The following is a 16,793-nucleotide window of genomic DNA, read 5'->3' on the forward strand; positions in this document are numbered from 1 at the left end:
GGCCGGCGGACTCCCCCCTCCAGCGGACGTCAGCGGTGTCGGTTCCACCCGGGCCGATCAGCCGCCCATGGGCTTGTAGCCGTTCTGGCGCGGGCAGATGTGGCCTTCGGGGTCGAGCGGCTGCCCGCAGAGCGGGCAGTTGGGCCGCCCCGCCGCGACCACCTTCATGGCCCGCGCGGCGAAGGCGCGCGCGTCGTGCGGGGGCAGGTGGACGCGGAGGACGTCGCGGGCCTCGGGCGCGTCGTCGGCGAACACCTCGATCTCGCGCTCCTCCTCCCCCTCGGAGTCGTCCTCGGCGCCCTCCTCGATCTGCTGGGCCTCGATGACGACACGCTCGGTGTCGGAGTCCCAGGCCAGGGCGAGCGTGCCGACCCGGAAGTCCTCCTCGATGGGCTGCTCCAGCGGGCGGTCGTCGGAGTCGCCGACGGCGCCGGGGTCGCCCGCCTGGTCGCCGAAGCGGCGGCGGACCTCCTCCAGAAGTTCCTCGATGCGCTCGGCGAGGGCCGCCACCTGGGATTTCTCCACAACCACGCTGGTGATGCGGCCGTCGCCGACGGCTTGCAGGAAGAACGTGCGCTCACCGGGCTGGCCGACCGTCCCGGCCACGAAGCGTTCCGGCGGGTCGTACTGGAAGACAGGCATGCAAAGAACCCTAGATGATCCGCCGACCGAGCGGCATTCCGCTGGTGCGGACGCGGGCGGATCGCCGCCGCCGCGGCGGCGGCGCGGGCCCCCCGCGCCGCCGACAGCGGCGGTGACGACTCCAGCGCTTCCGGGGAAGTCACGAAGCGCTGGAGTCGGTCGTGTCTATGGGGTGGCGCTTTCAGATTTCTTGCGCGGCTGGTCGGTGGCGTGCGGCGGAACGCCCCGGTCAGGGTCTGCCGCCCGCGCCGCCGCCCACGACGGCGTCGGCCGAGGCGCCGGACGGGTCGGGCACGAGGTCGGCGACCGAGCCGCCGATGTCGTTGAGGCGGACCAGGAACGGGCGGGTCTCGGTGTAGCGGATGACGGTCAGCGAGCACGGGTCGGCCTGGATGCGCTGGAACTGGTCGAGGTGCAGCCCGAGCGCGTCGGCGACGATCGCCTTGATCACGTCGCCGTGGCTGCACACCGCGTAGACCGGGGCGGGGTCCTCGGCGAGCAGCCGCGCGTTGTGGTCGCGCACGGCGGCGACGGCGCGCTGGGAGGTCTCGGCCAGGCTCTCGCCGCCGGGGAAGCGCGCGGCGCTGGGGTGCGACTGGACGACCCGCCACATGGGTTCGCGGGCGAGTTCGGCGAGCGGGCGGCCGGTCCAGTCGCCGTAGCGGCATTCGCCGAAGCGGTCGTCGGTCGCGACGTCGACGGCCGCGGTGTTCGCGGCGGCGATCACCGCGGCGGTCTCGGCGCAGCGTTCGAGCGGGCTGGTGATGACGGCGCGCAGCGGGACGTCGGCGAGGCGCCGCGCGACGTCGGCCGCCTGCGTACGGCCCCGTTCGTCGAGGTGGATGCCTGGCGTCCAGCCGGCGAGCGAGGTGCCGGTGACGGCGGTGAGGCCGTGCCGGACGAGGAGCAGTGTGGCGGCGCGGGGAGCCGGTTCGCTGTCGGTTCCGGTGCCGGTCGCCGCGGTGGAGTCGCCCATGGGTCCCCACCCTATGGGGCGCGGCCCCCCGCGGCCCCCGCCCCGCGGCACTCCGCGGAGCGGCGGCCGTCGGCGCCGCGCGCCCGGGTCAGCGGACCGGCTGGGACTGCTCCGCGGCGTGCCCGCCGCCTTCGGCCTGCGCGCCCGACTGCGGCTCCAGCGCGCCGAAGCTCACCAGGCCGAGGATCAGGATGCCCAGCGCCACCCGGTAGTACACGAACGGCATGAAGCTGTTGGTGGAGATGAAGCGCATGAACCAGGCGATGACGGCGTAGCCGACGGCGAACGCGACCACCGTGCCGATGATGGTCGCGCCGACGCCCGCGTACTGCTCGCCGCCGATGTCCTTGAGCTTGTAGAGCCCCGATGCGAAGACGGCGGGCATCGCGAGCAGGAACGCGTAGCGCGCCGCGGCCTCGCGCTTGAAGCCGAGGAGCATGCCGCCGGTGACCGTGGCGCCGGAGCGGGACACACCGGGCACGAGCGCGAGCATCTGGAACAGGCCGTAGATCAGGCCGCGCTGCATGTTGAGGTCCGTCAGTTCGCGGTGCTTGCGGGTGACGCGGTCGACGACGCCGAGGATGACGCCGAACACGATCAGGGTCAGCGCGATCAGCCGCAGGTCGCGGAACGGCTCGGCGATCTGCTCCTCGAAGAGGAGCCCGGCGATGGCGATGGGCAGGCTGCCCAGGATGACGTACCAGCCCATGCGGGCGTTGATGTCGCGCCGCAGCTCACTGTTGACCAGCGAGCGGGCCCAGGTCGACAGGATGTTCCACACGTCCTGGCGGAAGTAGATCAGCACCGCCAGCTCGGTGCCGATCTGGCTCACAGCGGTGAACGCCGCACCGGGGTCGGGCCAGCCGGAGAACGCGGCGACGATCCGCAGGTGTCCGCTTGAGGAGATCGGCAGGAACTCGGTCAGCCCCTGGACGAGTCCGAGGATGACGGCTTCGAAGATGGACACGGCGGGATCGGCTCCTGGCTGGTCGGGGGCTGGTACGTCGGTCACGGGTCCGCGGAGCCGGGCGCGTGGCGAGGAGGGGGCCGCCGCGGCGGGGTGGCCGCCCGAGGGCGGAACGGCGGGCCCGGACGCGGGCCGGCCACCCCGACGGATCCAGGGGTGGGGCTGGCAGGGCACGCCCGAGAGAGCGGACCCCGGAAGCCTACTCTGATCCGAGGAGTCCCGGCAGCCGGAGCTCCCTGCCTGCCGGGGATGCGCGACCCGCCGCCCGGACGGGACCGGTGTCACACCCCGGTGAGCGGCGTTTCGGCGGGGATCTCTGCCCTTCCGAGACCGTGACCAGGTACTGTCCGCGCCATGGAACAGCGAAGGCTCGGCGGATCAGGACTGTGGGTGTCGCGGACCGCCCTGGGCACGATGACCTGGGGAAAGGACACACAGGAGGAGGAGGCCGCCGATCTGCTCGCCGCTTTCGTGGACGCCGGGGGGAGTCTGATCGACACCGCCGACATCTACACGGGAGGGCACAGCGAGCGCATGGTCGGCCGACTGCTGCGATCGGCCGTCCGGCGCGATGATGTGATCATCGCCACCAAGGTCGGGCACACGCCCGAGGGGTACCGGCCGCACGACACGTCGCGCCGCCACCTGCTGGCGACGCTCGACGCCTCGCTCCGGCGGCTCCAGACCGACCACATCGACCTGTGGCAGCTCCACGTCCACGACGCGCAGACGCCCATCGAGGAGACCCTCGCCGCCATCGACCACGCGGTCGCAACGGGCCGGGTCCGCTACGTGGGCCTCGGCGAGCTGACGTCGTGGCAGGTCGCGACCTACGCCACCTGGCAGCGGGCCGGGCAGTCCGTGGGCCGCGCCCCGGTCGTCTCCGTGGGGTCGGAGTACTCGCTGCTCAACCGCAAGGCGGAGACCGAACTGGTGCCCGCGCTCGCCGACTGCCGCGCGGGCCTCATCGCGTGGTCCCCGCTGGGCCGGGGGGTGCTCACCGCCAAGTACCGCACCGGGGTCCCCGGCGACTCCCGCGCCGCGCTCCAGCACATGGCGCCCTTTGTCGAGCCCTACTTCGACGAGCGCAGCAGGAGCGTGGTCGAGTCCGTGTGCACCGCCGCCGACGGGCTCGGCGTGTCGCCGCTCGCCGTCGCCCTGAGCTGGGTGCGCGACCAGCCGGGCGTATGCGCGACGACGGTCGGGCCGCGCACAGCCGCCCAGCTCGGCGAGATCCTCTCCGCGGAGGACGTCGTGCTGCCCCGCGAGATCCGCGAGGCCCTCAACGACACCTCGTCGGCCACCGCCGCGCCCTGAACCCCCGCCGGGGCGGCCCCCGCCGCTCCCCCGGCCCGCGCGCCAACCGGCCCGCGCGCCAACCGGCGGCGGCACGACGGCGGCGCTCCCGATGTCCCCGCCGGTTCCGCCGCCGGCGCGGCCCGCGTCCACAGCCCTCCGGGAGTGCGTGCCCGCACCCGCCGGGGATCGCTAAGCTCGCAGTCCGTACGCCGAGGAGAGGAAGATCCCGTGCCCGAGTCGCCACCCCCCGCCGCACCCGTGACCGAAACGGTGCCGGCGGACGGCGGACCGGACGCCCGGCTGCGGTCCGTGCTGGGCGCCCTGGGCGCACCCGAGGCCCTCGCCGCGCCCCTCGCGGGCGCGCTCGGGCCGGGCGCGGCCGAGGAGCTGCGCGACGACCCCTGGCGGCTGCTCGCGCTGCCGCAGGTCACCCGCGAGCAGGCCGACTACTGCGCGCGCCGGGCGCTGGGCGCCGACGCCTCCCCCGACGACCCCCGCCGGGGCCGGGCGCTCGCCGCGCGCCTGCTGCGCCACGCGTCCCGCGAGGGCCACACCGCCATGGAGGCGAAGCGGCTGGAGGAGGCGCTGCGCTCCATGGGCGTGCGCTCGCCGTCCCCCGCGCTCGACGCCGCGGTCGACGGCGGCGACGCCGTGGTGTTCGAGGTCCTGCCCGAGGGCGACGACGACATCGTCGGCGAAGGCGGCGAGGCCGCCGAGATGCCCGACCCCGACCTCTTCTACGCCCCGCCGCGCCTGGGCCGCGCCGAGGAGCAGCTGGGCGAGGCCCTGGCCCGGCTCACCGCGGGCGGCGAACCCGTCATGGACTCCGCGACCGCCGCCGAGTCGGTGCAGGCCACCGACGAACGCTTGGGGCTCGGTATCGCACCGGAGACCACGGCGGCCCTGGTCTCGGTTGCGCTGCGCACCGTGTGCGTGCTGCCGCACACCGAGGCCGGCCGCGAGGCGGTCGGGCACGTGCTCGAATGCGTGGCGGCCATGGCCGCCGAGAGCGAGGTCGGGGTGGCCGTCACCGTCCCCACGGCGCAGGGCGCCGCCGCGCTGAACGCCGCCGTCCCCGCCGCCGCGGCGCGGCCGCTGGGGCAGCTGCTGCGCGACCACAGCCCCGCCGAGCCCGTCCCCGCCGGGTTCGTGGTGGTGGCCGAGGCCATGGCGCTGGGCGCCGAACTCGCCGCCGAGCTGGCGCGCGCCTGCGCCGACGGCACGCACATCGTCCTGCTGGCCGATCCCGCGAACGCCCCGTCGGCGGCGCCCGGCCAGGTCGTCGCCGACATCGTCGCCTCGCGCACGGCAACCGTCGCCCCGCTGCCCGACTCCCCCGCGCCCGGCCCGCTCGCCCAGGCGGCGGCGCTGGTCTCCGGCGGCGAACTCGCCGAGGTCGAGGCGCCCGGCAAGGAGGTCGTCACGGTCCCCGCCGCGTCGGCGGACGAGGCCGCGCACCGGGCCGTGCAGCTCCTGACCGACTCCATCCCGCGCGCCATCGGCACGGCGGCCGACGCCACCCAGATCATCACCTCGGCGCGCGGCGGCGAGGCCGGTGCCGACGCCCTGAACACCGCGTGCAAGGAGCGCCTGAACCCCGGCCCCGGTGCGCTGGGCGGGTTCGACCCCGGCGACCGTGTGCTGCTCACCGGCCGCGGTCCCGGCTACGTCCCCGGCGACACCGGGCGCCTCACCGGCGCGGCCGACGGCGGGGTCGAGGTCGAACTCGCCGGAGGCGCGGTGGTGACCGTCGCCGACCCGGCGCACCTGCGCGCGGGCTGGGCCATGACCATCGCCGCCGCCCACGGCAGCCGCTGGGAGGCGGTGATCGCCGTGTTCGGCCCTGAGGCGCGGTCGTCGCGGCCGCAGGTGCACACGGCCATCACCCGCGCCGAGCGGCACCTGTCGGTGGTGCAGGCGGCCGGCCCCGCACTGCACGAGGCCGTCCGCGACGTCCCCGCCATCCACCGCCAGACCCGCCTGGTATCGGTCCTCCGCGAGGCATGAGCGGGCCGGCGGGCGCGGACGGACCGCGCACACGACTCCTTCACCCGGGAGCAAGCACCGGGAACCCCAGATCCGCCGCCGCCTTCGTCAACTCGTTGTCGTAGGTGACGAACTCGGTCAACTCCGAACGGAACGGATCGGCCGTCGCGAGATGGATGGCGTCCAACGAGCCGAGCCGCGGCACCTGGTAGGCGATCGCGCGTGCGAGAACCGTGCTGGACAGGTCGATGAGGTAGAGGCCCTTCAGCGCCTGGTCGGCAAAATAGGGCACCCGCTGGTGGTCGGTCCCGATACGGATAAGGGTCCGGGTGATCTCCAGCCGCGCGAGTGCACTCGTGACCAGTTCGGTACCGGCGGGGAGAGACGACCGCCATTGGCGCAGCGCATCAGTCTCACGTTCGGCCTTGATGAACTTGAGAAGGGCGCACGAATCGAAGTAGATCACCGGTCGCGCTCCCTGGCGCGCTCAGAGATGAGGAGATCGGCCAGGCTGTCGGTCTCCGGGGCCAGTTCGGGGATCAGATCGGGCATCCCCTGTTCGACAGGTGCAGTCGCCTCACCGTCGAGGATCATCTGCTGCATGGGTCCCGGGTGGTCCGGCTCGGGAACCATCCGCAGCACCGGACTTCCCCGATCGGTGACGAGAAGAGAATGTCCGGCCCGTACCCGGGCGACCGCACGGGACGGGTTCTGGTTGAGCTCTCTCAAGCCGATGGTGTCCATGCACCAAATGTACCTACAAAATATAGGTACATCAATGTTCTGCGGCAGTCCCGGCGCCGCGGTGTCAGACCCGGTCGAGGAAGCCGCCGTCGACCACCAGGTTGGCGCCCGAGATGAAGGACGCCGCCGGGCTCGCGAGGAACACCGCCGCGCGGGCCACCTCCTCGGGGCCGCCGAGCCGCCCCATCGGGATCTGGTCGCGCACCGCGGCGTAGAACTCCGGCTCCTGCTCCCTGCGCTTCGCCCAGCCGCCGCCCGCGAACTCGATCGGGCCCGGCGAGACGGTGTTGACGCGGATCCCCTTCGGGGGGAGTGTGCGCGCGAGCGCGGCGGCGTAGTGGTTCAGCGCCGCCTTGACCGCCCCGTACGCCTTCGCCCCCGAGGGCGGACCGGTGTGCAGGGCGGAGGTGGTGGAGACCAGCACCACGGCGCCGCCCCGCTCAGAGGCGGCCAGGTGCTCCTCCGCGCGGTCGGTCATCCGGACGAACGGGATCAGGTCGACGGCGACGTTGCGCTCCCACTGGTCGGGCGGTGTCGAACTGCCCGCCGACACGTTGGAGACCAGGACGTCGATGCCGCCGAGCTCCGCCGCTGCGCGGTCGATGAATCGGTCCAGGTCGTCGTCCGCCGCGACGTCGACCCGCTCCGCGACGACCTTCGCCCCGCCGGACCGCAGCTCCTCGGCCGTGCGGTCGAGCGCCTCGCCGCCGCGCGCGCAGAGGGCGAGGTCGGCGCCTTCCGCCGCGAAGGTCTGCGCGATGGCGCGGCCGATGCCGCGGCTCGCCCCCGTGACGACGACCCGCGCTCCGGTGAGCCCCAGATCCATGTGCGTATCCCCCGTGTTCCTGATGCGGCTTCCTGGTGCGGCCGGCGCCGTGCGCGGCGGCGGATGCGGGCGAGGCTTCCCGCCGGGGCGGGCGCCCGCGACCCGCACACCCCGGGGCCGGTGACCGCCTCGCGCGGTGCCGAGTGGGTTCAGGCGCCGGTCGAGTGGAAGCCGCCGTCGACGTGCACGATCTCGCCGGTGGTGGCGGGGAACCAGTCCGACAGCAGCGCGACGACCGCCTTCGCCGCCGGCTCCGGGTTGCCGGTGTCCCAGCCCAGCGGGGCGCGCTCGGGCCAGGCCGAGGCGAGTTCCTCGAAGCCGGGGATGCTGCGCGCGGCCATGGTCTTCAGCGGCCCCGCCGACACCAGGTTCACCCGGATCTGCTGCTCGCCCAGGTACCGGGCGAGGTAGCGGGCGGTGGACGTGAGCGCGGACTTCGCCACGCCCATCCAGTCGTAGATGGGGTAGGAGACGCTGTTGTCGAAGTCGAGCGCCACCACCGATCCGCCGTCCTTCATCAACGGCTGCACCGCCATGACGAGGGACTTCAGCGAGAACGTCGACGTGTGCATCGCGGTGGCGACGTCGGCCCATTCGGTGTTGAGGAAGTTGCCGCCGAGCGCCTCCTGCGGGGTGAACCCGATGGAGTGCACGACCCCGTCGATCCCGTCGACGTGCTCGCTGATGCGCTCGGCGAGGCTGTCGAGGTGGCCCTGGTCGGTGACGTCGAGTTCGAGCACCGGGGGCGCGTCGGGCAGCCGCTTGGCGATGCGCTCGACCAGGCTCAGCCGCCCGTAGCCGGTGAGGACGACGGTCGCGCCCTGCTCGTGGCAGAGCCGGGCCACGTGGTAGCCGATGGAGGAGTCGGTGAGCACCCCGGTCACGAGGATGCGCTTGCCTTCGAGAATTCCCATGGAGATGTTCGTCCTGATTCCGTGTTCCGTACGCGGGAGGGGCTGGTGCGGGTCAGTGGCCCATTCCGAGGCCGCCGTCAACGGGGATGACGGCCCCGGTGATGTAGGCGGCGCCGTCGCTCGTGAGGAAGCGCACGGTCTTGGCGATCTCCTCGGTGCTGCCGTAGCGGCCCAGCGGGACGTTCTTCTTGATCTCGGCCTGGCGCTCCTCGGGCAGGGCCGCGGTCATCGCGGTCTCGATGAACCCGGGGGCCACGATGTTCACGGTGATGCCGCGGGAGCCGATCTCGCGGGCGAGCGAGCGGCCGAAGCCGACCAGGCCGGCCTTTGACGCGGCGTAGTTCACCTGTCCGCCGGAGCCCATCAGGCCGACCACCGAGGAGACCAGCACGATGCGCCCGGTGCGCTTGCGCATCATGCCGCGCACGGCGCGCTTCGCCACCCGGAACGCGCCGGTCAGGTTGGTGTCGAGGACGGAGCTGAAGTCGTCCTCGCTCATCAGGGCGAGGAGTTGGTCCTTGGTGATGCCGGCGTTGGCGACCAGCACCTCGACCGGGCCCTGGGCCTCTTCGACCTGCTTGAACGCGGCGTCGACCTGGGTGGAGTCGGTGATGTCGCAGGGGACGCCGAGCAGCCCGGCGGGGGGTTCGCCGGAGCGGTAGGTCACGGCGACGTTGTCGCCGGCCGCGGCGAGTTCATGGGCGATTGCTTGGCCGATCCCCCGGTTTCCACCGGTGACCAGTACCGAGCGCGACATAGTAAGCGGGCCCTTTCGCCGAAAGCGGTGCTGCGCGGAGCAGCGAAGATGATGGGTGGGGACGGACAGCAGGGTAACGGGCTACCGGCCGGTACCCCGAACCGAGGTCGCGACCGGTACCAGGTCGTGGCCTGGAAGCCGTTGCGAGCCCGACGGCCCGAAAGCCGTTTCAGAAGACTCGCAGAACACTCGCAGAACGCTCCCTCGGCCGCCGGCGGCGCCCGCGCCATGGGTGGTGCCATTGTCCCGGTTCGCCCGGCGCCCCGCGACCCGCGGGGGCGGTGCCGGTAGCCTGGGAGCCGCGGACGGGCGGCCGTTGGCACGCCCCGGGACGTCAGGAGTGCGCCATGCCGTCGGTCTTCGTCGCGACCCCCGTGGACTTCGCCTTGCACGGCGACTACGGCGCCGCGCTGACCGCGCCCACCACCCCGCGCTTCGAACGTCCGCCGTATTCGTTCCGCGGCCGGATCGGGTCGGCGGAGTTCCCCGCCGAGTCGGGCCGCTACCACCTGTACGTCTCCTACGCCTGCCCGTGGGCGCACCGCACCCTGATCGTGCGCGCGCTGAAGGGCCTGACCGAAGCGGTATCGGTGAGCGTCGTCGACCCGGTCCGCGACGGGCGCGGGTGGGCGTTCCGCGAGGGGGCCGGCCACGGACCCGACCGGGTCGGCGGGTTCGCCCTCCTCAGCGAGGTGTACGAGGCCACCGAGCCGGGCTACGACGGGCACGTCTCGGTCCCGGTGCTGTGGGACACCCGCACCCGGCGCATCGTCAGCAACAACTTCCCCGACATCACCGTGGACCTCAACGCCGCGTTCGGCGCCGACGCCGAGGGTCCCGACCTGTACCCCGAGGCGCTGCGCCCCGAGATCGACGAGCTGAACGCGCTGGTGTACCGCACCGTCAACAACGGCGTCTACAAGTGCGGTTTCGCCCCGACCCAGGAGGCCTACGACGAAGCGGTGGCCGACCTCTTCGCGACCCTCGACCTCCTGGAGGACCGGCTCGCCGGGCGCCGCTACCTCACCGGCGACGCGATCACAGAGGCCGACGTGCGGCTGTGGGTGACCCTGGCCCGGTTCGACGCCGTCTACGTCGGCCACTTCAAGGCGAACCTGCGGCGGATCGTCGACTACCCGAACCTGTGGGGCTACACCCGCGACCTGTACTCGGTCCCGGCGTTCGGCGACACGCTCGACCTCGACCACATCAGGCGGCACTACTACACGACCCACCCGGGGTTGAACCCGCGCCGGATCGTGCCGGTCGGACCGTTGCCGGACTTCGGCGCCCCGCACGAGCGGGGCGGGGGTGGCGACGCGCACGAGCAGCGGGGCGAGGGGACCGACGCGGGCGAGCAGCGGGGTGGGGACGCCGACGGGCACGCTCAGCGGGGCGGGGAGGCCGACGAGCACTCTCAGTCGGCGACGTAGCGCAGGCCGCTCGCGACCAGGTCGGGGACTGCGTCGCCGATGCCCTCGAAGTCGGCGCCGACGGTATTGCCCTGGGTGTAGCGGTAGTGGATGCCCTCCAGGATCACCGCGAGTTTGAACGCCGCCAGGCCGAGGTACCAGTCGAGTTCTGAGACGTCGCGGCCGGAGCGTTCGGCGTAGCGGGCGACGATCTCGCCGGTGTCCGGGTAGCCGGGGGCGTCGACGGCGGTGCTCACCCCGGCGACCGCGGGCATGTCGCTCCCGCTGTAGGCCACCAGTACGGCGAGGTCGGTGAGCGGGTCGCCGAGGGTCGACATCTCCCAGTCGAGGACGGCCGTGATCCGGTCGTCGGCGCCGATCAGCACGTTGTCCAAACGGTAGTCGCCGTGCAGGACGGTTGCGGCGGGCGAGGCGGGCAGCCGCCGGGCGAGCCCGCTGCGCAGTTCGTCGACGCCGGGAAGGTCGCGGCTGCGCGAGGCGTCGAGTTGGCGGCCCCAGCGCCGCACCTGGCGTTCGAGGAAACCGTCGGGGCGGCCAAAGTCGCTGAGCCCGACCTCCGCAGGAGCGACAGTATGCAGGTCGACAAGGGTGTCCACGAGCGACAGCACAATGGCGCGGGTGCGCTCGGCGCCGAGCGCGTCCAACTGATCGGCCGTCCGGTAGGGGGTGCCGGGGGCGTACTCCATGAGGAAGAACGGGGCACCGAGGATCGCGGGGTCCTCGCACAGCAGCACGGTCGCGGGGACCGGGACGGCGGTGCCTGCGAGGGCGGTGATCACGCGGTGCTCGCGGGCCATGTCGTGGGCGGTGGGCAGCACGTGCCCGAGCGGGGGGCGGCGCAGCACCCATTCGCTGCGGCCGTCGCCCACCCGGTAGCTGAGATTGGAGCGCCCGCCCGGGATGATCTCGGCCGCGAGTTCGCCGCTGCACAGGCCGGGGCTTCGCGCGTCGAGGTAGTCGCGCAAGCGGCGAAGGTCCAGTCCTTGCGGGTCGGTGCCGGGCATCGCGCCTCCTGCGGCTGGTGGCTCACCGCCGGACCGACCAGACGGTCGGTCGGCTGCCGCAATATACCGCAGCACGCTCGTCCACGCCGCGCCCTCGCGGGCACCCGGCGTGCCTCCGCCGAGGCGGGACCCGGGCGCGTGCCCCGCCGGGCGGTGGCTTCCGTCCACAGCCGGGCGGTGGCAGCCGACCGCCACCGGGCGGTGGCGTCCGTTCGTCACCCGACGCGCGGCCGGTCCGCTCGCATCGCCGCTCTCGGCGCCGGGCGGCCGGGGCACGTCGGCGCGCCGGTCATGGGTCGCCGGTCGTCGCGATGGCGGCGTGGTAGGCGGCGGCGAGCTGTTCGCTCGGGCGCGGGGCGTCCGGTCGGGGCCTCGGTGTGCCGAGGTGCGCTTCGCGGAGCTCGTCCATCATCGCCTCGACGAGTTCGGGACCGCCGTCGCGGAGCAGTTCGGCGCGGACCCGCAGCCGTAGGTCGCCCTCGCGGTGCGCGAGACCCCAATCGCCGAGGGCGACCATGACGGGCAGCACGCGGATGCCCGACTCCGTGAGCGAGTACGTCGCGCGCTGGCCACGGCGTGCGTCGTCGCGGGTGAGGAGACCCTCGGCCACGAGCTGTTTGAGGCGGCTGGACAGGATATTGGTGGCGATGCCCTCTTCGGAGTTCGTCACGAGTTCCCGGAAGTGCCGCCTGTTGCCGAACATGATGTCGCGCAGTACGAGCATCGACCACGGATCGCCCAGGACCTCCACCGCTGCGTTGATCGCGCATCCAGAGCGCGGTGCGCTGTTCATGCCCGCAGCATATGTGATTGCGACTTGCAATCACAGCGGCCGTTGTTAAAGTAATTGCTATATGCAAGCACTTGATCCAATGGAGGACACCGATGAAGGTGCGCGCCGATCTGAACATCTCCCTCGACGGGTACGGCACGACGACGGACGGGACACCGGAGGAACCGCTCGGCAAAGACTGGTACCGCCTGGTCAACGCGTATACGGCCACGCGGACCTTCCGCACCCGCGTCCTGGGCGACACCACAGGGAAGGGCACCACGGGGGTCGACGACAAGTACGCCGCCACCTACTTCGACATCGGCGCGGAGATCATGGGCGCGCGGATGTTCGGCCTCGACCTCCACCCGAACGAACCGGAATGGCACGGCTGGTGGGGCCCGAACCCACCCTTCCAAGTGCCGGTCTTCGTCCTCACCCACGAAAAGCGGCCGCCCCTCGCCATGGAGGGCGGCACGACCTTCCACTTCGTCTCGGCGACACCGGAAGAGGCGCTCGCCCTCGCGGCCGCGGAGGCCGCGGGTTCCGACGTCCGGATCGGCGGCGGCCCCACCGTCGTGCGCGACTTCCTCAAAGCGGGGCTCGTCGACGAACTCCACGTCGCGATCGCCCCGATCCTGCTCGGTGGCGGCGTCCGGCTCTGGGACGAACTCCGCGGACTTGAGTCGCAGTACAAGGTCACCACGGAAGCGGCGGAGAGCGGGACGATCCACGTGACGTTCTCCCGCGCCGCCACGGACCCGGATCCGGCCACCGACCAGCCCTGGCGCCCGGCCGGAACCACGCTCTGAGCGGCTGTTGTGGGGTGCCGGCCCGGCCTGTCCCGATCAGGACGTGTCTCGGCGGTCGCTGCTGCGCAGCAGCGACCGCCGAGACACGTCCTCCCGGCCGAATCCGGACCGGTACCCCAACAGCCACTGGTGTGGCGCGCCGTCCGAGCCGGCAGAAGCGGGCGGCGGCCGCGCTCCTGCGGCAGCCGCGCCGACACCGTCCCGCGCCCCCGCTGCGACGGCCTGCAATCGGTGACCGAGGCCGTCAGCGGGTCACGCGGTGGAACCGCCGAACCCGGTGTGCGCGCCGCCCTGCGGGTGGGCGCCTGCCGTGACGGTGATGCGGCCGTTCTTCGGGCCGCTGCCGTCGACGCAGAAGACCTTGGCCATGAACTCGCCGGTCGCCGCGCCCATCCGCACCTGCACCGACCTCTTGCCGTTCAACCGGACGTTGCCGGCGTTCAGTGCGTCGGACTCGACGAACCCGGTGCTGTCGACCCGGTCGCACTTGACGCTCAGGACGGTCGCCGACCCGGCGGTGGCGCTCTGCGGGCTGACCACGTTGTCGTTCGCGACGACGGGCGGGGGTCCACTGGCAGCTGCGAGGGAAGCGGCGAGCATCGCGGCGGCGGCTGCGGAGTGGACCAAACGCATGGGGTGGGCCCCCTTTTGCCTCGGGTACGCGGGCGACACCCCGGAGGACGCCTTTCGCGCGACCCGTGCGACCCTCGCGACCCCGGAGCGTGTTCACCACTCAGAGTTGTCAACATTAACCGAAGAGTGATCATATCCCGGCAAAGCACCCTTCATCGCCTGCCCGCCTTTGCGTCACACTCCCGGCATCCCGGACACCGCGCACCGGGCACCGGGCACCGGGCACCGCACCAGCCGCGCATCCCGGAGGGCAGCAGTCCCGCGCGTCGGGAGGGGTGGGTGTGCTCACGGCCTCGTGTCGCGGGAGGAGGGGGTGGTTGCCGCCCACGGTCACCTGAACCGTGAACACATCCGTGGTGCATGGGCCGGGCCCCCATGGCGACCACTGCACTACCCACATCCCGCGGCGGCCTCCCTGCCCGACGGGCGGGCCAGCAGGCCAGCAGGCCAGCAGGCCAGCAGGCCAGCAGGACGGGAAACCGGGCGGCACGGCGTTCGGGTTCCCGTGGTGCACAACGGTCGGCGGCGCCGAGCCGTAGGCTGGATTCCGGGGTATCCGCATCCGCGGCATACTTCAACCCCGAATTTCCGATCGCTAGAGTAGGTTTATGTCGAACCAGGTGCCGACCGCGCGGCCGGTCATCGCCTTCGTCGGCGGCGGCGCGAGCGCCACCGTCACGGCGATCGCACTGCTGCGTGCGACCGCCTGGCTGCGGCTGCGCTACCGGATCGTGGTCATCGACGAGCACGGTCGCCACGGCCGCGGCACCGCCTACGCCACAGCCGACCCCCGGCACCTGCTGAACTCCCCTGCCAAATCGATGTCGGCTCTCCCCGACCGACCCGGCCACCTGGTGGAGTGGGCGGCCAAGAGCGGCGTCCCCTGCGGGCCCGACACCTTCCTGCCGCGCTCCTGCTACGGCGACTACCTGGACGCCTCCCTCGCCACCGCCGCCGCGGGCGCCGCCCCGCACGCCGAGGTCGTGTTCAGACGCGATCGGGTGGTGGCCGCCCATGCCGACGCCGACCGCGTCGTATTGGAGCTGCCCGGCGGAGCACGCATGGAGGCAGCCGCCGCCGTGTTCGCCACCGGCGGCACCCCCGCGTCGCTGCCGACCGTCCTCGGCGGCACCTTCGACGCCGCGCGCACCGGCGGAGCGCCGGTGGTGGCCGACCCGTGGCACCCGGTGTCGGGGTTCGCGTCCCTGCGCGGTTGTGGCGCCGCCCTCGCCGTGGGCACCGGCCTCACCATGGTCGACACCGCGTTGTCCATGTGTGCCGCCGACCCCGACACCGTGGTGCACGCGGTCTCGCGCCGCGGCCTGGTCCCCCGGCGGCACCGCCTGCCCCTCGTCGCGCCTCCGGGACTCGTCGACCTGCGTTCCACCGACGGCGCCCCACTGCCGCTGCGGACCCTCCTGCGCCGGCTGCGCGCCGCGATCGACGCCTACCCGGGCGACTGGCGGCACGTGGTCGACTCCGTCCGCCCGCACACCGCCGACCTCTGGCAGGGACTGACTCCTGCGGAGCAGGAGGTGTTCCTCGCCCGGCTGGCGCGCCACTGGGAGTCCGCGCGCCACCGCATGGCGCCCGAGGTCGCCGACCGGTTCGACCATCTGCGCGCGAGTGGCCGCGTCCGGCTGCACACCGGCCGCGTCACCGCACTGGAGGACGACGGACGGCGCAGCAGCGCACGCCTGTCCGACGGCACCGTCATCGACGTCGACGCCGTGGTCAACTGCACCGGCGGCGTTCCGGCCCGCTCACCGCTGATCCGTCGCCTGATCAGCGACGGCACGGCCCGCCCCGACCACCTCGGACTCGGGCTTGCCACCTGCCCGCGAGGCGCGCTGGTGACCCCGTCGGGGCTGGTGAGCCGCCGCCTGTTCGCGCTGGGCCCGGTGCGCCGGGGGCAGCTCTACGAGACCACTGCAATCCCGGAGATCCGCGCCCAAGCCGAGCCGCTCGCCGAACGCATCGCCGACACAGTCCTCCGCAACCGCCGCGTGGCCCCCGCCACCATCCCCTGACCCCACCGCCCGCCCGACCGACGCACGAGTCCAACGGACCCCGGGATGCGGGCGGACCCAACGAGCCCGACCCCTCGCCGCCCTTGGCGCCGCTTTTGGCCGCAGATCACCCGCGCGCGGCACGCCGACAAGGCCGCCCAGCAGACGGACCGACCCCAAGAAGACCGGCCTGATCGCTTCAAGACCTACATCCCCGCGCGCCGTTGGTGCCGCTTGTCCCCACCGCGCACCGGCCCGATCCAGCCAGACCCCGGGCTCCGCGCGCCGTTGCTGCTGCTTGTAACCGCAGACCACGGGGATCCGGCCTGGGGACAAGGCCGCCCAGCGAACGGGCCGACCCACCACAGAAGCCGGATCGCCTCCGCCGGAGCCCGGACCCCCACCGTCCTTGCTGCTGCTTCTCCCCACCACGCAGCCGGCACGACCCCGCCGGGGCCCAGACCTCTCCGTCGAACAGGGCGGACAAGGGAGCGCGACGTCGTGGGTGCTCGCCGCCCTGTCCGCGGGGAGCGCCTTGGGCGGGCTCGCCTACGGTGCGCTGACGTGGCGCTCGGGCGCTCGCGTGCGCCTGGCGCTGCTCGGATCCGGATTCGGGGTGAGCCTCGCCGCAGCGGGGTTCGCCCCGGGGATCGGCGCGCTCGCCGCCGTGAGCGCGCTCGCCGGGGTGTTCGTGGCACCCGCGCTGACGACCGCCTACCTCATGGTGGACGATGCCGCCCCGGTGCACGCCCGGACGCGGGCGAACGCATGGGTCAACACGGCGTTCAACGCGGGGGTGTCCGGGGGAGCCGCCGCGGGTGGGCTGATGGTGTCGGGGCTCCCGCTGGAGCTGTGCTTCGCGCTGGCGGGCGCTCCAGTGCTCGCGGCGGCGGTGGTGGCGGGCCTGCGTGTGCGGGTTGATGCGGGTGGTACTAGGCTCGACCCGTCCCGTTCCCCGGCGCCGCCGCGGAGGCCCGGGCACGGCCCCGGCTGAGCCGGGGCACCGCAGCAGCGAGGTC

The 16,793-nt window shown here is 73.1% G+C and carries 17 protein-coding genes; 6 read left to right on the forward strand and 11 right to left on the reverse strand.

The window, feature by feature from the left end:
- Positions 1–57 precede the first annotated feature (57 nt).
- From CLV63_RS10905 to CLV63_RS10915, 3 genes are all read right to left on the reverse strand, one after another.
- Positions 58–642, reverse strand: a complete 585-nt coding sequence (locus tag CLV63_RS10905; protein WP_106582834.1) for a DUF3090 domain-containing protein — start codon at positions 640–642, stop codon at positions 58–60.
- Positions 643–871: 229 nt separating this feature from the next.
- Positions 872–1,618: an MSMEG_4193 family putative phosphomutase gene (locus CLV63_RS10910; protein WP_106582835.1), complete on the reverse strand. Its 747-nt coding sequence runs from the start codon at positions 1,616–1,618 to the stop codon at positions 872–874.
- Positions 1,619–1,706: 88 nt separating this feature from the next.
- Complete coding sequence (locus CLV63_RS10915; RefSeq protein ID WP_106582836.1) at positions 1,707–2,585, reverse strand: undecaprenyl-diphosphate phosphatase; 879 nt, start codon at positions 2,583–2,585, stop codon at positions 1,707–1,709.
- A gap of 354 nt (positions 2,586–2,939) precedes the next feature.
- Between CLV63_RS10915 and CLV63_RS10920 the strand changes: the two genes are divergently transcribed.
- Together CLV63_RS10920 and CLV63_RS10925 are read left to right on the forward strand one after the other, a co-directional pair.
- The gene (locus CLV63_RS10920) at positions 2,940–3,902 is read left to right on the forward strand and encodes an aldo/keto reductase (protein ID WP_211301256.1); all 963 of its coding nucleotides are present in this window, start codon (positions 2,940–2,942) and stop codon (positions 3,900–3,902) included.
- A 252-nt stretch (positions 3,903–4,154) separates the two neighbouring features.
- Positions 4,155–5,891, forward strand: coding sequence for a helix-hairpin-helix domain-containing protein (locus CLV63_RS10925; RefSeq protein ID WP_106582956.1), 1,737 nt, complete (start codon positions 4,155–4,157; stop codon positions 5,889–5,891).
- A gap of 40 nt (positions 5,892–5,931) precedes the next feature.
- Here CLV63_RS10925 and CLV63_RS10930 read toward each other — a convergent pair whose 3' ends face one another.
- The 5 genes from CLV63_RS10930 to fabG all read right to left on the reverse strand — a co-directional run bounded on the left by CLV63_RS10930 (position 5,932) and on the right by fabG (position 9,111).
- A complete protein-coding gene (locus CLV63_RS10930) occupies positions 5,932–6,336 on the reverse strand; it encodes a type II toxin-antitoxin system VapC family toxin (protein ID WP_106582838.1) in 405 nt (134 codons plus the stop codon).
- Positions 6,333–6,614, reverse strand: coding sequence for a type II toxin-antitoxin system Phd/YefM family antitoxin (locus CLV63_RS10935; protein ID WP_106582839.1), 282 nt, complete (start codon positions 6,612–6,614; stop codon positions 6,333–6,335). The genes CLV63_RS10930 and CLV63_RS10935 overlap by 4 nt, the downstream gene beginning before the upstream one ends.
- 64 nt (positions 6,615–6,678) lie before the next feature.
- Positions 6,679–7,440 carry an SDR family NAD(P)-dependent oxidoreductase gene (locus CLV63_RS10940; protein WP_106582840.1) on the reverse strand — a complete coding sequence of 254 codons (762 nt, stop codon included), beginning with the start codon at positions 7,438–7,440 and terminating at the stop codon, positions 6,679–6,681.
- 149 nt (positions 7,441–7,589) lie between these two features.
- Positions 7,590–8,354 (reverse strand): enoyl-ACP reductase FabI, encoded by a 765-nt coding sequence (gene fabI, locus CLV63_RS10945; RefSeq protein WP_106582841.1) that lies wholly within the window; start codon positions 8,352–8,354, stop codon positions 7,590–7,592.
- 52 nt (positions 8,355–8,406) lie between these two features.
- Positions 8,407–9,111 carry a 3-oxoacyl-[acyl-carrier-protein] reductase gene (gene fabG / locus CLV63_RS10950; protein ID WP_106582842.1) on the reverse strand — a complete coding sequence of 235 codons (705 nt, stop codon included), beginning with the start codon at positions 9,109–9,111 and terminating at the stop codon, positions 8,407–8,409.
- Positions 9,112–9,458: 347 nt separating this feature from the next.
- Between fabG and CLV63_RS10955 the strand changes: the two genes are divergently transcribed.
- Complete coding sequence (locus CLV63_RS10955; RefSeq protein ID WP_106582843.1) at positions 9,459–10,544, forward strand: glutathione S-transferase family protein; 1,086 nt, start codon at positions 9,459–9,461, stop codon at positions 10,542–10,544.
- On the opposite strand, the gene CLV63_RS10960 is transcribed toward CLV63_RS10955, so the two are convergent.
- Entirely contained in the window at positions 10,529–11,548 is a 1,020-nt protein-coding gene (locus CLV63_RS10960) for a phosphotransferase family protein (protein ID WP_106582844.1), read from the reverse strand. The genes CLV63_RS10955 and CLV63_RS10960 overlap by 16 nt on opposite strands.
- A 289-nt stretch (positions 11,549–11,837) precedes the next feature.
- Positions 11,838–12,341, reverse strand: a complete 504-nt coding sequence (locus tag CLV63_RS10965) for a winged helix-turn-helix transcriptional regulator (protein ID WP_106582845.1) — start codon at positions 12,339–12,341, stop codon at positions 11,838–11,840.
- A 92-nt stretch (positions 12,342–12,433) separates the two neighbouring features.
- Here CLV63_RS10965 and CLV63_RS10970 point away from each other — a divergent pair, with 92 nt between their 5' ends.
- A complete protein-coding gene (locus CLV63_RS10970; RefSeq protein ID WP_106582846.1) occupies positions 12,434–13,132 on the forward strand; it encodes a dihydrofolate reductase family protein in 699 nt (232 codons plus the stop codon).
- Between the two features lie 252 nt (positions 13,133–13,384).
- Here CLV63_RS10970 and CLV63_RS10975 read toward each other — a convergent pair whose 3' ends face one another.
- A complete protein-coding gene (locus CLV63_RS10975; protein ID WP_146165546.1) occupies positions 13,385–13,765 on the reverse strand; it encodes a hypothetical protein in 381 nt (126 codons plus the stop codon).
- Positions 13,766–14,373: 608 nt separating this feature from the next.
- On the opposite strand from CLV63_RS10975, the gene CLV63_RS10985 reads away from it, so the two are divergent.
- Positions 14,374–15,795 (forward strand): FAD/NAD(P)-binding protein, encoded by a 1,422-nt coding sequence (locus CLV63_RS10985; RefSeq protein ID WP_106582849.1) that lies wholly within the window; start codon positions 14,374–14,376, stop codon positions 15,793–15,795.
- A gap of 388 nt (positions 15,796–16,183) precedes the next feature.
- Positions 16,184–16,768, forward strand: coding sequence for an MFS transporter (locus CLV63_RS10990; protein WP_281260721.1), 585 nt, complete (start codon positions 16,184–16,186; stop codon positions 16,766–16,768).
- The last annotated feature ends 25 nt before the right edge of the window (positions 16,769–16,793 follow it).

The organism is Murinocardiopsis flavida, from assembly GCF_003014485.1.
Classification (GTDB): domain Bacteria; phylum Actinomycetota; class Actinomycetes; order Streptosporangiales; family Streptosporangiaceae; genus Murinocardiopsis; species Murinocardiopsis flavida.